Origin of the sequence: Prosthecobacter debontii (genome assembly GCF_900167535.1) — a bacterium.
Lineage (GTDB): Bacteria > Verrucomicrobiota > Verrucomicrobiia > Verrucomicrobiales > Verrucomicrobiaceae > Prosthecobacter > Prosthecobacter debontii.
In genome coordinates, this window is record NZ_FUYE01000011.1 from 48,405 (window position 1) to 63,047 (window position 14,643).

At 57.4% G+C, this 14,643-nt stretch carries 11 protein-coding genes; 8 read left to right on the forward strand and 3 right to left on the reverse strand.

Features of this window, described 5'->3' with window-relative positions; all coding sequences use genetic code 11:
• Positions 1–12 precede the first annotated feature (12 nt).
• Positions 13–1,041 carry a zinc-binding dehydrogenase gene (locus B5D61_RS16105; RefSeq protein ID WP_078814441.1) on the reverse strand — a complete coding sequence of 343 codons (1,029 nt, stop codon included), beginning with the start codon at positions 1,039–1,041 and terminating at the stop codon, positions 13–15.
• Positions 1,042–1,129: 88 nt separating this feature from the next.
• Positions 1,130–2,419: an acetylxylan esterase gene (locus tag B5D61_RS16110; RefSeq protein ID WP_078814442.1), complete on the reverse strand. Its 1,290-nt coding sequence runs from the start codon at positions 2,417–2,419 to the stop codon at positions 1,130–1,132.
• 219 nt (positions 2,420–2,638) lie between these two features.
• Between B5D61_RS16110 and B5D61_RS16115 the strand changes: the two genes are divergently transcribed.
• The 3 genes from B5D61_RS16115 (at position 2,639) to B5D61_RS16130 (ending at position 8,910) form a co-directional block, all read left to right on the forward strand.
• Complete coding sequence (locus B5D61_RS16115; RefSeq protein ID WP_078814443.1) at positions 2,639–5,209, forward strand: protein kinase domain-containing protein; 2,571 nt, start codon at positions 2,639–2,641, stop codon at positions 5,207–5,209.
• Between the two features lie 4 nt (positions 5,210–5,213).
• Positions 5,214–6,695: a carboxypeptidase M32 gene (locus B5D61_RS16120; protein ID WP_078814444.1), complete on the forward strand. Its 1,482-nt coding sequence runs from the start codon at positions 5,214–5,216 to the stop codon at positions 6,693–6,695.
• A 271-nt stretch (positions 6,696–6,966) separates the two neighbouring features.
• Entirely contained in the window at positions 6,967–8,910 is a 1,944-nt protein-coding gene (locus tag B5D61_RS16130; RefSeq protein WP_078814446.1) for a RecQ family ATP-dependent DNA helicase, read from the forward strand.
• Positions 8,911–8,922: 12 nt separating this feature from the next.
• On the opposite strand, the gene B5D61_RS16135 is transcribed toward B5D61_RS16130, so the two are convergent.
• Positions 8,923–9,570: a hypothetical protein gene (locus B5D61_RS16135; RefSeq protein ID WP_139373306.1), complete on the reverse strand. Its 648-nt coding sequence runs from the start codon at positions 9,568–9,570 to the stop codon at positions 8,923–8,925.
• 204 nt (positions 9,571–9,774) lie between these two features.
• Here B5D61_RS16135 and B5D61_RS16140 point away from each other — a divergent pair, with 204 nt between their 5' ends.
• The 5 genes from B5D61_RS16140 (at position 9,775) to B5D61_RS16160 (ending at position 14,589) form a co-directional block, all read left to right on the forward strand.
• The gene (locus B5D61_RS16140; protein WP_078814448.1) at positions 9,775–10,761 is read left to right on the forward strand and encodes a DUF2157 domain-containing protein; all 987 of its coding nucleotides are present in this window, start codon (positions 9,775–9,777) and stop codon (positions 10,759–10,761) included.
• Positions 10,758–11,825, forward strand: a complete 1,068-nt coding sequence (locus B5D61_RS16145) for a DUF4401 domain-containing protein (protein WP_078814449.1) — start codon at positions 10,758–10,760, stop codon at positions 11,823–11,825. The genes B5D61_RS16140 and B5D61_RS16145 overlap by 4 nt, the downstream gene beginning before the upstream one ends.
• Positions 11,822–12,304: a GDYXXLXY domain-containing protein gene (locus tag B5D61_RS16150; protein WP_078814450.1), complete on the forward strand. Its 483-nt coding sequence runs from the start codon at positions 11,822–11,824 to the stop codon at positions 12,302–12,304. The genes B5D61_RS16145 and B5D61_RS16150 overlap by 4 nt, the downstream gene beginning before the upstream one ends.
• Positions 12,305–12,360: 56 nt before the next feature.
• Positions 12,361–13,422: an alpha/beta hydrolase gene (locus tag B5D61_RS16155; RefSeq protein WP_078814451.1), complete on the forward strand. Its 1,062-nt coding sequence runs from the start codon at positions 12,361–12,363 to the stop codon at positions 13,420–13,422.
• A 117-nt stretch (positions 13,423–13,539) separates the two neighbouring features.
• The gene (locus tag B5D61_RS16160; RefSeq protein WP_078814452.1) at positions 13,540–14,589 is read left to right on the forward strand and encodes an alpha/beta hydrolase; all 1,050 of its coding nucleotides are present in this window, start codon (positions 13,540–13,542) and stop codon (positions 14,587–14,589) included.
• Positions 14,590–14,643: the final 54 nt, after the last annotated feature.

The window sequence follows — 14,643 nt, forward strand, 5'->3', positions numbered from 1 at the left end:
GCGGGGAAAAAATCACACGGGCCGCAGCACGCTCTTCACGACTTCGCCCTTGTGCATTTTTTCAAAGGCTTCATGCCAGTCAGTGATGGGCCAGACGCCGCCGATGATGGGTTTGACGTCAAACTGGCCACTGGAGAGCAAGGCGATCACACGCTCCCAGATCGGCCAGTTGTGGCTGAAGCTGCCCTGGAGGGTGATGTTCTTCTGCACCAGCGGGTCGATGTTAAAGCCGAGCGGCTGAGGACCCCAGCCGACTTTGCTGATCCAGCCTGCGGGGCGCACGATGTCCAAGGCGATCTTGAGCGTGACACTGGCGCCGGCGGCATCAATGACACCATCACAGCCTAAACCATCGCGAGCCATCGCCCAGGGTTTGGCATCACCGATGATCACCTCGCAGCCATAGTGCTGGCGGGCCAACTCCAGCCGATGCGCATCTTGGGGCAGGCCGACAATGGCGACTTCGGCTCCGCAAAGGCGCGCCATGGCCGCGCAGAGAATGCCGATGGTGCCTGGGCCGAGAACAACCACGCGGTCGCCAGGTTCGATACGGGCGTTTTTCACCACGGCATTGTAGGCCACACAGCAGGGTTCCGTGAGGCAGGCTTGCTCAAAGGGGAGATGATCCGGCACATGGTGCAGGATGCGGCTGGGCACGCGCACGTATTTGGTCATGGCACCGTTAACGCCATAACCAAAGCCCTTGCGGGTATTGTCCAGGTTGTAGAGACCTCTGCGGGTCATCGGGTTGTCCTTGGAGATGATGGCGGCGGTTTCTGACACCACACGGTCTCCTTCCTTCCAGCCTTCCACCTCCTTGCCCACCTCGACGATGTGACCACCAAACTCATGGCCCAGCACGACAGGGTAATTGACTGGCCATGAGTGATCCGAAGTCCACTGGTGCAGGTCGCTGCCGCAGACGCCGACATTGGCGACTTCCAGCAAAACGTCTTCCGCGCCAATCGTGGGTTTATCGATTTCGCGGATTTCGACGGAACCCTTTTCGGGGGCGTAATTGACGACAGCGGCAGATTTCATGGTTGGGTAGGATGCTATTATACGTCAATCGGCCCCCGCGACTCCACGACAAAGAGTGTGTGAAATACGACTCGATGCAGGGGGCTACTCACTGCGCTTCTTTCATGGCACGAACGTGAGCCAAGGCGGCATCGGTGAGGAACTGGCTGGCTTCTGGGCTGCTCTTGTGGCCCGTGAGAGGCATGGTGAAAATCGTCTTCGGCACGCCGATAGCATTGTAGGCCGCATAGACGCTGGTAGGTGGGCAGACCGTGTCAATGAAACCCACGGTGACGGCAGCGCCGCGGCATTTGGCGCGGGAGGCGAAGTTGACGTTGTCAAAGTAGCGTGCGGCTTGCAGCCCCTTTTCATCCGCTTTGCCATCGGTGACCAAGACCAGCTTCGGCCAGCCATTGATACGGCTAGCCACGATGCCGGTGTGATCACAGCCTGCGGGCACGCCCGCACAGAAGAAGGTGACACGGTCATCCAAGCCTGCGGCGGCAAAGGCCTGAAACCCACCCTGGCTGCCACCATAGATGATCACGGTTTTCCCATCCCACTCAGGCTGAGCTGTGAGGAAGTCGATAGCGCGAATCACACGCAGAAACATGCCCTTGAAGTAGCATTGCTCCCGGTCATCGCGACCTTGGAAGCGGTAGCCGTTGAGAGGTCCCTTTTCCTGCTCGTCGTAGAACTCCTTGGGTTGGCCGTTGGGCAGACCGTGCGCATTGATGTCTAGAGAGAGCATGCCGCCTTCACGAGTTGCCCAAGGCAGGGCACCGAGGGAGGAACCGCCAACGCCTGCACCGTGGACGAACAAGATGGCTGGATAGCTCTTGGGCTTCGCGTTTTGAGGACGCCCATAATAACCGGAGACAGGGGCACCCAAACAGGAGACCTGTACGTCGAAGGCATCGATTCCAGGCACGGTGGTGGGGAGGGGGGTCAACTCGGACTTCATCGCCACTTCGGCCAAGGCAGTCTTTTGCTTGTCCCAAAAGGCATCAAAATCCTCCGGCACTGGCAGGCTGGGTTTGATCTGCTCAGGATTGAACCCGGCACCCGCGAGGGCAAATTCAGGGTGGTCGGGTAAAGAAACTCGCAGTTGCAGGAACCCAGGCTCATCCAGGGTGCCGGTGACGCTGGCCTTCCCGTCTTTCAGCTGGATTTTTTCGGTGCGTTTGGGTTCGACTCCGTCTTTAGAAAAGCTACAGAGGACTTCCCCTTGAGCTGGCTTGTCAGCCTGCTGCACGGAGATGTCAAAACGCACGGTTTCGCCGATTTGATAGAGAGCTTCAGGCCGATCTGTAACCGCATGGAGAATCAGCGTCGGCTTCGGGGCCGTTTCAGCATAGAGGGAGAGAGAAACGAGAGAGAATAAAAGACAGCGAATCATGACAAAGGAGGAAGACCAACGTTAAGCGGAATGTCCATCTGTCGGGCAGAAAACGACCGTCTGACGAAGGAATGCATTCTGGCTGAACGTTTGGCGGGAATTCTGCGTCTAAGCGCTGGCTTGACCCTGGCCTCTGCGGGTTGCAGGTTCTAGCATCGGTCGCTGGCTGAAGAGCCACAAATCAACCCTCGCCATGACAACCACTGCCCCTCGCCTTGCATGAGTTTGCCGGATATCGCTGGACATGAATTGCAGGAACTGATCGGCAGTGGCGCCTGCGGTGCTGTGTATCGGGCTTCTGCTGGAGGCAAGAGCTGTGCGGTGAAGGTCTTCTCCTCGATGGCCATCAATCGCAAGGCCCTGGCTACGGCCCTGGGAGCCCTTCAGCAGATGCCTCATCATCAGGCAGTGCTCCCCGTGGAGAATTACAATTTTGAGCGCAGCCCCTACTATCTTGTGACCCCTCTGGTGGGGATGATGGTGAAAGAAGGGCAGAGCCGCCGCTGGCAGACAACGACGCTGGAGACCCTTTGCGCGAAGCCCAATTCAGATCTCGCCTGGGGCTGCATTTATCAGATGGCCGATGCTCTGGCATGGCTCCATCGGCACGGCATCCCACATGGTAATCTTCGGCCTTGTAACATCCTCATGGAGGACGATGCCAGCGCCAGCATCCGTATCACGGACATGGCCCAGGGCTGGGTGGGAGGCATCCATCATCTAGAGCTGACCGACCACTTTGTCCATCTCTGCCCTGAGCAGGCGGAGAATCCCGAAGGTGTCTTTGCGGGCTATGGTGCCAGTTGGGATGTGTACAGTTTCGGTGTTATTGCTTACCGTCTTCTGACCGGTCAATTTCCCCGTGGAGCGCGAGCTTGGGCGGAGCAGTTGGCGCTGGCTCAGAAAAAGTCCGCTTCCGGGCTGGCGTATGGCATCGACAGCATGGCATTGGTCAACGCCGTCCGAGCCCAGCCCAAAATCGTCTGGCCAGACGCCCCGACCTCCAAGTGGGATGAACGCCGTCGCAACATCATCGAGCGCGCCTTGGACCTGAATGCCGCCGCTCGCTGGGCCGACATGCGCGAGGTGGTGCGCGAGTTTGAGGTCTTGGAATCGGATTTCCTGCTGGAGGAATCCCGAGAACAGACGGTTTTCGAACGCAAAAAACAAGCGGTCAAAGTCCGCACGCTCCAGGTCACCGCACTGGGCTTGCTCACGGTTCTGGTATTAACGGCCATTTATGCCTTCATCACCCTGCGCGGGAAGCAAAAGGCAGAGGTCGTGATCGCTCAAAACGAGGAGGTTTTGCAACGGGAGATCAAGGCCCGGGAGGAGAAAATCTCCACCCTCACTAGTCAGCGCGATACCTCGATTGCCCAGAAGAAAACGGCGGATGCGAATTTGCAGCATTCTCAGACGGCGGTGGATCAGTTCCTCACCCAGCTCCTGCAATCTCCGACCAGCAATGAGTTGGACACCCAATTCGCCAAGGGTCAGCTTCGGGATGCTCTGGCCTTCTGCATGACCGCCCTGCCTGCCTTGGAAAGTGATCCAGAATTGGGGGTCGAGCGCCTGCGTGCCTATGGAAACATCGGCCAGATTCACCTGCGGATGCGGGATTACGACTCCGCCCAGACGTATCTGGAAAAAGCTCGGGATCAGGCGGCACTCCTGCTGAAAGATGGGAAAAACCATCCTAAGCTAGCGCTCTTCCATCAGTGGTTTGGCAAATATAGCCTGCTCCTGTCTGATCTCGCCACCCGCAAGGGAGATAAAGAACGTGCTTTGGCCCTATTGGGGGATGCCACCACGAGTCTGACCGAGGGGCTCGCCGCAGACCCGAAAAACCGTCTCGCTCGCAACGAATGTGCCCGGGCCTGGATGGAATACGGCCTGCGCATGCAGAAGAATGGCAATCTCGCCGATGCCGAAAAAGCTCTGGCCCATGTCTCAGACGTGCTCGACCCGAAACTCATCGGCACGGAGTTCATCCCCGAAGAGCGTTTCTTATTGGCTCGGTCCAAATTTGCCAAGGGCCTGACCCAGCGTGATGCCGGCCGCCTTCAAGATGCGCTGACCACGCTCATCGACGCCGTGACGGAGATGGGGGACTTGGTGATGGGCTCCTCTCCACGGAATCAAGAGCAGGCGCTGATGTTGGCGGATGCTTACACGGAGTTGGCGGAGTTGATCAGCAAGAGCATCGGGGCCAAAGAAGCCCGAGAAGCGCATATGCAGGCCATTCCTATCCTGTTGGAACTGAATCGCCTGCTGCCCGAGTGGGCGGAGGTCAAGTATCAGCTCGCCAAGAACTACGGTGGGGTGTCCCTGTTGGAGCGTGATGCCGGTAATAACAACGATGCCGTGAAGAAGAAGCAGGACGCCATCGAGCTCCTGAATGAAATCCTGGCCGATGAACCGGACAACCTTCGTTACGGTTACCTGCTGTCGAAACTGCGCGGCGAATACGCGGAACTGATGTCCGACCTCAATAAGCCCACAGCGGCACTGCCGATCATCCAACAAGCCGTCACTTCCATGGAGGAACTGCTGACGAAGGAACCGGACGAACGCCTTACCCCTGACCGCAAGGCTCATGAAATCCAGCTCGCCCAAATGTATGGCGTGCTGGGGCACACGAGCGAGAGCCTGAAAAAAAAGGACGAGGCCCGCAATGCCTTCAGTTTTGCCGTTAAGCGCTGGGAGAAACTCGCCGCTCTGGTCCCTGGAGATGACATCATCCAACAGGGCCTGACCTGGGCGAAGGACCGCCTTGCCAAGCTGAAATAATCTCATGCCCGCTACAGCCTACGACCAACTCGTCGCCCTCGTGCAGGAGGTCTCCCTCCTTTCCTCCACCGAAGCCACTCTTTCTTGGGATCAAGAGACCTACATGCCCGCCAAGGCCCTGGCCTTCCGTGCGCGTCAGATGTCCTATCTCAATGGCAAGGCCCACGCTCTAGCTACTGGCACGGTTTTCCGCAAATTGCTGGAGAAAGCCGAGTCCGAAAAGCCTCGGAATGCTAAAGCCGCTGCCAACCTTAAGGAACTGCGCCGGGACTATGACCGTGCGGTCAAACTGCCGCAAAAGCTCGTCATCGAGGAGAGCGAGATCTGTGCTCATGGTAAAGCGGCTTGGGCTGAAGCGCGTCAAAAGTCCGACTTCAGTCTCTTCGCCCCACATCTGCAAAAGCTCGTCTCCATCGCCCGCCGAAAGGCCGATCTCTGGGGTTATGCCAACGAACCTTACGATGCCCTTCTGGAAACCTATGAGCGGGGTGCCCGGACCGATGAGGTAGCGGCGCTTTTTACTCGCCTGAAACCTGAACTGGCCAAGATCGCCCGGCAGGCTGTGGAGCAAAGCGCTTCCGTGAACCCAAAAGTGCTGCGCGGTAAATACCCCATCGAGAAGCAGCAACTACTGAACGCGGAAGTGGCCGCCAGCCTCGGCTTCGACTTCGAAGCGGGTCGCATTGACACCACAGCGCACCCCTTCTGCACCACACTCGGGCCTGCGGACATTCGCCTGACCACCCGGTATGACGAGAGCGATTTCACCTCATCGCTCTTCGGGGTCATGCATGAGGCTGGGCACGGGCTGTATGAGCAGGGCCTGCCCCAAGACGACTTCGGTTTGCCTTCGGGTCGTGCTTGCTCGCTGGGCATTCACGAATCCCAGAGCCGCCTATGGGAAAACCACGTCGGCCGTTCTCGCGCCTTCTGGGAAAAATGGCTGCCGCGCACCATCGAGATCTTCCCGCACCTGAAGAAGGTGAAGCTGGATGACTTCCTCCAGGCCATCAATCGGGCCCAATACTCCTTCATTCGTGTCGAGGCGGATCAGGCCACCTACGACCTGCACATCCTCCTGCGTTTCGCCATTGAGCGTCGCATCGTCAGTGGAGAGCTAGCGGTAAAAGACGTGCCAGCGGCCTGGAATGAAGAGTTTGAGAGCCTCTTCGGCATGGTGCCACCGGATGATGCCCATGGCTGTCTCCAAGACATCCATTGGAGCATGGGCGGTCTGGGTTACTTCGCCACCTACACCTTGGGTAACCTGAACGCGGCCCAGCTTTTCGGCACCGCCCGCAAATCCAAGAAGATCGCCACCGCCCTCGATAAGGCTGACTACGCACCTCTCCTTGCTTGGCTGCGTGAGAAAGTTCATTCCCAAGGCGGCACCCCATTGCCCGGGGAGATCATGGTCCACGCCACAGGGAAGCCCACCGATGCTAAATGGCATCTCAAGCATCTGCGCGAGCGGTTTGCGGAGTGACCGAGCTTTCGTCGGCCGGATGTGTCCGGCGGTGAAAGCCACGCAATCTTCACAAGGTGATCGCCGGATTCTCCGGCTGCTGGGGTGTGACTACATCCTGGATCGGCACGCCGTCCACCAACCCCTGGATCGTTTGGCGATGGAATCTCTCGTGATCGAAAGGTTTCGCTCGCCAAACACATCCGGCCCGCGCTTTCTGGGTTTGGCGGAGTGCTGATCTACACACCCTGGGCGGTTGTGAAAGCGAGTAGTCCGTGATTCCTTCACGCTAATGCCGCACGACCTCCAAGCTACCCTTCGCCAGCACTTTGGCCACAAGGCTTTCCGCCCGGGCCAAGAACAGGTGATGCAGGCTCTGCTGGAGGGGCGGAGTGCGCTTGCTTTGTTCCCGACCAGTGCGGGCAAGTCCCTTTGCTACCAGCTCCCGGCCTTGCTCATGGAGGGAGTGACATTGGTCATCTCACCACTCATTGCTTTGATGAAGGATCAAGTCGAAGCCTTGTGTGCCAAGGACATCCGGGCCGCGCGGTTGGACTCCTCCCTGAAGCAAGAGGAGGTTCAACAGGTCTTCGATGATTTGCGGAGTGGAGCCATCAAGCTCCTCTACATCGCACCGGAGCGGTTGATGAGTGAGAGCTTCATCGAGCGGTTGAAACGGCTGAAGATAGCCATGATGGCCGTGGATGAGGCGCACTGCATCTCGGAGTGGGGGCATAACTTCCGGCCTGAATACTTGCGACTGTCGCATGTGGCCCGAGAGCTGGGGATTCATCCCGTTTTGGCTTTGACCGCGACCGCCACACCCAGTGTCGCAGCGGACATTCGCAAGGCCTTCGACATTGCTGAGCGGGACCATGTGCAGACCTCCTTTTTTCGGCCTAATCTGCATTACCGCATCACGCCATGTCCCGGTAATAAACGAAAGGAGCTGCTCACTAAGCTCCTGCTGAAACGCAAGGTACCCTCCATCGTCTATGTCACGCTGCAACAGACGGCGGAGGAAGTGGCCACCTATTTGCAGAAAAATGGGGTCAATGCTCTGGCCTATCATGCAGGTTTACCCGATGAGCATCGTCATGCGGCGCAGGATGGTTTCATGACGGGCGAAACCGATGTCATCGTGGCCACCATCGCCTTTGGTATGGGCATCGATAAGGCGGATATCCGCGCGGTCTATCACTACAACCTGCCCAAGACGCTGGAGAACTACATGCAGGAGACCGGTCGAGCAGGTCGTGATGGTAAGCCTTCGGTTTGTGAGATGCTTGCCTGCCAGGACGACCGCATCGTGTTGGAAAATTTCACCTATGGCGATACCCCGACGCCGCAAGCACTGCGGCTTTTGACGGATCATTTGTTACGTCAGGGCGAGGAGTTCGATCTTTCACTCTATGAGATTTCCGGCAGCACGGACATCCGACCTCTGGTCATCGAGACGGTGCTCACGCACTTGGAGTTGGAAGGTCTGCTGCGTCCGCTGGGGACCTTTTATTCCAGCTATCAATACGCCTTCAACCAACCCGAGGCCCGCATCCTGGCTGGGCATAAACCCGAGCGGCAGGCTTTTCTGCGACGCCTATTTTCCTGTGGCAAGCGAGGCTCCAAGTGGACCACTGTGAATCCCGATGAGGCTGCGACCCAGATCGAGGAATCGCGCGAGCGTATCTTGAAAGCACTCAGCTGGCTGGAGGAAGCGGGAGACATTCAGCTCAAACCCAGTGGTGCTCGCCAAAAGTATCGGCTCGCGGGTGATCGGGCGGAGCGTGATCCCGAACAGGCGGCGCAACGCATGCAGAAGCTCTTTGCCGAGCGTGAAGGCCGAGACATCCAGCGTCTCAATCAGATCCTGGAACTAGCGAGTGAGCGCGGCTGCCTGACGCGCTGGCTGCTTCGCTACTTTGGGGAAGAGCTTGAGCAGGATTGCGGCACCTGTACCGGTTGCCAGGATCGGGAACAAGGGAAAGATATCACCGAGCCACGCTCCATCCCCTTTTCGGCGATCCCAGAAATCACGACGGAGGATGTCTCCGCGATTCGTCGCCTCCTCGATGACCGCCATGCCGCGCTCCGCACACCGCGGCAGCTGGCCCGCTTTCTCTGCGGTATCTCCAGCCCCGCCACCTCACGTGCTCGCCTGACTCGGCTGGACACCTTTGGCTTGCTGGAGCATGTGCCTTTTGCCGATGTCCTCGCTCAGGCGGAAACGATGCGGTGATGAATGCCGGGATTAACGCTGGACCTTGACCTTATACGTGACACTGCCGGGAGCTTTGGGGTTGTCACCGCCATAGTGAATGCGTAGGACCACGTCTTCTCGAGTGGTCTGCACGGTGTAGCTGAAAGGCTTATCACGGGTATGTGCGGGCACCATCTTGATCACATCGCCAGGGCGACCCTCCTTGGGGCTTTCGGCGATGGCCAGGCGGGTTTTGTCGCCTCGATCCGTCGTTTCTGCATCTGGATTCTCCGTGGGGATACTGCCATCACTCTTCCACAGTCCGCTGACATAGCTGACCGTAATGACATCTCCCCGCCTAACCGACCCGAGCTTGAAACCTTCCATCGAATTGGCAGGCACAACCGCTACGGCATCCAATACGGTGGTGAGGGTTCCAACCGTGCCCACAGTCGCGGCCGTTTTCGCATTCAGCAGGTCAATCTCCAACTGGACGGAATTGGCGGCTTCGAGATTGGCATTGCGGGTGTAGGTATCCCTCAACTTAGTCAGCTCAACCAAGTAGGTGTCGGTGATGGGTTTGACCGCTCGATTGATCGCGGATTGATAAGAGTTTCGGAGGTTATTCAGTTCAGCCGGGTCTGCGGCCCAGAGGCTGGACAGAACGAGCAAAGACGTGCCGATGAGGAGGTTTCTCATGAGAGTGGGAGGCAAAGTGTGCTGCGGCTGATCAAAAAATGACGAGCCGGATTTGATTTCAGGCCATCTCATCTAGGGATGCAATAAGTAAATACTTTAATTCATCGCGTGAATTCTTCTCGCCTAACGGTCTCTTCGGAATGATTTTCCATCTGGATGATCCTTTGGGTCTGGTTTTATCGCACGTTCCCGTAGAATTCATTTATGTCCTCCGATCCTCTCAATGAACCTATCCGCCTGAAAACGCTGCTGCAATGGCGGCGGGAGGGGCTACTCACGGAAGATGGTTTTCGGGAGGCGCAAAAGCTGCTGCAACCTCCGGCTGCCTGGTTCACCTGGTTGAGGTTGGAGTTGGCCTTGATTGGTATGGCCTTGGTCTTGTCAGGGATCGTCTTCTTCTTCGCATGGAATTGGCAGGGCATGGGCCGATTTGAAAAACTGGGTCTGATTCAAGGGGCTCTGCTGCTTTGTGTTTTAACCGCCTTGAAGCTGGGCCTGCGTGAACTGGGAGGTCGTCTGATGATGTTGGCGGCGGTGGTGATGACAGGCGTTTTCCTGGCCGTCTTTGGGCAGATTTACCAGACCGGAGCGGATGCTTATCAACTCTTTACCGGATGGGCCGCGCTGACATTGATTGGGGTACTAGCGACTGGCTTTGAAGGTCTATGGGCCCTCTGGTTGGTGATCCTACAGGTAGGGATCGTGTTGTTTTGGAGTCAAGTCGCAGGCCCGGCCTGGAAGTGGACGGAAGACGCTGCGCTCATGTCTCTGGCCGCAGTCAACTTGGTTGCCCTTTTTGTTCGCGAGTGGGTGAATCCACCCGGAAGCAGAGCTTGGCTGCGCACGCTTTTGGTAGCGGCAGTTCTCGTGCTTTTCATCATACCGGCTTTGACCTTTGTCTTCTCAGGAGCTGGTGAGCATGCTTATCGCGTGGCTTATTTACCCGCTTGGATGCTGATCACTGCAGCAGGGTATCTTTACTTCCGTTTCCGGCGGCGAGATTTCACCTGTGTCGCTTTGGTGTGTGCCAATGCGGCGGTGTTTGCCGTGAGTGTCATCGGTCGTGGGATCGTCGAGCTCGATGACGATTTCGCCTTCTTTTTACTCTCTATCATTGTGGTCGCCGCGACAGCGGGGCTGACGGTCTGGCTGGCCCACGAATACAAATCCATGAAGCACCTCTCCCGATGAAGACTCCTAACCTCACTTGGCGTGAACTCGCGGAACGTGTGCCGTCTCTGATGCCGACGGAGTCCTTGCATCAGCAACTCCAGGCTCTGCATGCGCAGGAGGAGAAGCCATGGATCGTGACCTTTTTCAGTGGGGTGGGCGCGTGGTTTTCAGCGCTCTTCCTGCTGCCCTTTTTAGCGATGACTGGTGCGTTCAATAGCGTTCCGGGTAGTGCTGTGGTGGGGCTCATGCTCTTGGGTGCGGCGATTGCGGTCAGCCGCAGTTCGACCCATGTGTTTCCCAGTCAGCTCGCCTTGAGCCTGCTTTTAGCCGGGCATGCAATGATCCATGCCGGGGTGGCCATGTCTCTGGATTCCGAAAAGCTTTTCTTTGAGTCGCTGACGATCACACAGGTGATCTTGGCTGCGGTGACCTGCATCTTGTTTCGGGGTATCACAGGCCGTTTTTTGAGTCTGGTGGCTGTGCCTGCCTGCGCCGCGACGTGGCTGATCGTTCTTCAGCAGCCGCATGGGCTACACGGGATCATCGCATTTCTCGCCGTTGCCACCGGCTTTCTCTGGACCTGGAAGGGACGTCCCGACGTTCTCGATGTCGTCGCGTGGGCGGCGATCTTGTCCCTGCCCTGTGTGGTTCTGCTCATCGAGTTGCTCCATGGCATCACATGGTGGCAGATGTCATCGACACCGCTGTGGCCTTCCAGCCTCATGCTGGGTGCGATCTTGCTCTGGCTTGTGGCAGATCAGCATGGGGGCCTAGCTGTTTGGTCACGCCCCTGGTTTATGGGCTTTGCAGTTGTGGTGGTGATCATCGCAGCGTTGGGGGCTGTCGGCGTGCTGGTAGCGATGCTGCTCCTCTACATGGCCCGCAGTCGGGATGAGCCTGGTCTATCGGTGATCGGGCACTTGTTCCTCACCGGCTTCCTGGTGCTGTTTTATTATGCCCTCAACATCAGCCTAGCAGAGAAATCACTGCTGGTGACTGGCAGTGGTGTTTTGTTCCTGCTGCTTCGTCAAATGTTAGGCCGATCTGAAACTTTATCCTCATCCACGGAGGCTGTGTCATGAAAAACGCGGTTGTCATTCTCTGGGCGCTTCTGCTGCTCGGGGCCTTGAATTTCCTCATTTGGCAGAAGGAGAAAACGGTGGCTGAGGGCCGCACCGTCTTGCTGGAACTGGCTCCGCGCGATCCGCGATCTCTCATGCAGGGGGATTACATGGTGCTGCGTTACAAACTGGCATCAGAGATCAAAGAAGCGCCGAAAGCCAGCGGGCTCCTCGTGCTGAAGCTCGATGATCGCGGGGTAGGCACCGGACTGCGTCTGCATCAGGACGGTGACCTGGCCGCAGATGAACAGCTTTTGGTTTATCGAGATCGCGAGGGTATTCAGATCGGGGCGGAGTCTTTCTTTTTTCAGGAACGACAAGCCAAGCTTTATGATAACGCTCGGTATGGGGAGCTGAAAGTGGACCCCAATGGGAATAGCGTGCTCATCGGCTTGCGAGACAAGGATTTGAATCTCCTCGGGGTGCCGGTGATTCGCTGAAGACCTCTTTTTTTAGCAGACCGCGACCAGCCTTTTGAGGTAAGGTTTCATCTCGGATGAAATTCAGCCTTTTCCTCTGCACTTTTTCTCTGGTGTCCTTGGCCCTCTTCGCCCAGGCGGCCATCACTTCGGAGAACAACGCCCGCCTGCGCCAGGGTTTAAAGCAATACCCTGAAGCTGATACCAATGGGGATGGCCTACTCACCCTGGAGGAGGCCAAAGCCTTCCTCGCCAAACGAAAAGTTCTGAAGGGAGAGGTGACCCCGAAAGAGGGTGCCCTGAAGGCCGATGTGGTGGACGTGGCCTATGGCGCTCATGAGCGCAACAAGCTGGATCTCTATCTGGCCAAAGGCACGAGTGGCCCAACCCCGCTCGTCATCATGATTCACGGGGGTGGTTTCCGAAATGGTGATAAAAGCCGCTGGGCCAGTGATCAAACCACCAAGGAACTGCTGGAAAATGGCATCTCCTGTGCTGCGCTGAACTATCCCTTCCTGCCGGACAAACCGATCCAAGACATCCTGAGGGATTGTACCCGTGCCGTGCAGTTTTTGCGTGCGAACGCCGCCCAGTGGAATCTGGATAAGACTCGTTTTGCCTCCATGGGCGGCTCCGCAGGAGCAGGCACTTCCCTTTGGTTGGCCACGCGGGATGATCTGGCCGACCCAAAGGCGACAGACCCGATTCTCCGCGAATCGACCCGCCTGAGCTGTGCCGTCTGCAATGCCACCCAAGCCACCTACGATGTCTCGCGCTGGGAGTCCTTCATGGGCCCGGCCAAACCGGAATTCGGCAGTGAAACTGAGGCCGCGCTTTTTTATCACCTGCCTACTTTGGAAGCCATGCAGAGCGAGGCTGGCAAAGCGATCCTACGGGAGTGCGACATGCTCGCCTGGATCACCCCAGGCGATCCACCTTTGCTGGTGAATAACACCCAGGTGGTGGATGCGCCGCGCAATCGCGGTGAATGGCTGCACTGCATTCATCATGCCCGCGCCGTGCACAAACAATGCGAAGCCTCGGAGGTGGCGTGCATCGTTCTTCAGGATCAACCGGAGCCGAAGACTTCGACAACGCAGTTTCTGATGCAGCATCTTTTGCCGGCGAAGCAGGGATAAGAGTTCGCGGATCATTTTTCAACGCCCGGTGTGCTCCAGGAGTCTCTTGTTGGCCCAGACACGAAAGACTGGCCTGCCGTGTAGCGCAGATCCTGCTGACCGTGTGCGCCTTCGATCATGATGCGACGATTGATTTTCCTTCTTCCCCTGTTCGCAACCACTCTTGGTTATGCACAGCTCACCTCTGAAAATAACGAACGCCTGCGTCAGGGACTCAAGAAGTATCCGGCGGCTGATGCCGATAAGGATGGTATTCTGACCCTGGAAGAAGCTCGGGCTTACCTTGCAAAAAACAAAAAGTCAGAGGTGGTGAAACCGAAGCGGGGCTCGCCCAGACCGGACTTTGCCGAGGTGGCTTACGGTGAACACGAGCGCAATCGTTTGGACCTTTATCTAGCCAAGGGCATGCAAGGTCCGACACCGGTCGTGGTGCTGATCCATGGAGGTGGATTTAACCATGGCGACAAGAGCGAGTGGGTAAACGACAAAGCTCTCCAGGAACTGCTATCTCAGGGGGTATCTTGCGCGGCGATCAATTATCCGTTCATCGAGCACATGCCCATTCAGGACATCCTGCATCATTGCGCTCGATCGGTGCAGTTCCTGCGCAGTAAAGCGGACGAGTGGAATCTGGACAAAACCCGCTTTGCGGCCATGGGCGAATCGGCGGGAGCTGGAACCTCACTGTGGTTGGCGACTCGGGATGATCTGGCGGATCGGCGTTCAAAGGATCCGGTGCTTCGGGAGTCTTCGCGTCTCGTCTGTGCGGTCTGCAATGCCCCCCAGGCTACCTACGACATCTCGCGCTGGGAGGCCTTCCTGGGCCCTTCTAAACCCAAATACAGCACCCAGGGCACTGAGGCTGCCATGTTTTATCACTTGGCCTCCACTCAGGATTTCCTGACAGAGACCGGAAAGGCCATTCTGCGTGAATGCGACATGCTATCCTGGATCACCAAGGACGATCCGCCTCTGCTGCTGGGCAACTCCATTGTGGTGAAGGCACCGCGCAATCGCGGTCAGTGGCTGCACTGCATCCAGCATGCACGGGAGATCCGGAAAAAATGTGAGGAGGGTAATGTCTCTTGTATCGTCCTTCAGGACCAGCCGGAGATAAAGACCGACGCCGCTCAGTTCCTTTTGGTGAATTTGTTCCCCTCCATGTAGAAAGGCGGAAGCCATCACGGACTTCCGCCTTAATCATGCCCTGACTGGCACTCC

Coding starts and splice junctions, on each gene's coding strand:
- B5D61_RS16105 (WP_078814441.1), bottom strand. CDS start 1,041: ATGAAATCTGCCGCTGTCGTCAATTACGCCCCCGAAAAGGGTTCCGTC.
- B5D61_RS16145 (WP_078814449.1), top strand. CDS start 10,758: ATGAAGACTCCTAACCTCACTTGGCGTGAACTCGCGGAACGTGTGCCG.
- B5D61_RS16140 (WP_078814448.1), top strand. CDS start 9,775: ATGTCCTCCGATCCTCTCAATGAACCTATCCGCCTGAAAACGCTGCTG.
- B5D61_RS16110 (WP_078814442.1), bottom strand. CDS start 2,419: ATGATTCGCTGTCTTTTATTCTCTCTCGTTTCTCTCTCCCTCTATGCT.
- B5D61_RS16130 (WP_078814446.1), top strand. CDS start 6,967: ATGCCGCACGACCTCCAAGCTACCCTTCGCCAGCACTTTGGCCACAAG.
- B5D61_RS16115 (WP_078814443.1), top strand. CDS start 2,639: ATGAGTTTGCCGGATATCGCTGGACATGAATTGCAGGAACTGATCGGC.
- B5D61_RS16155 (WP_078814451.1), top strand. CDS start 12,361: ATGAAATTCAGCCTTTTCCTCTGCACTTTTTCTCTGGTGTCCTTGGCC.
- B5D61_RS16120 (WP_078814444.1), top strand. CDS start 5,214: ATGCCCGCTACAGCCTACGACCAACTCGTCGCCCTCGTGCAGGAGGTC.
- B5D61_RS16150 (WP_078814450.1), top strand. CDS start 11,822: ATGAAAAACGCGGTTGTCATTCTCTGGGCGCTTCTGCTGCTCGGGGCC.
- B5D61_RS16160 (WP_078814452.1), top strand. CDS start 13,540: ATGATGCGACGATTGATTTTCCTTCTTCCCCTGTTCGCAACCACTCTT.
- B5D61_RS16135 (WP_139373306.1), bottom strand. CDS start 9,570: ATGAGAAACCTCCTCATCGGCACGTCTTTGCTCGTTCTGTCCAGCCTC.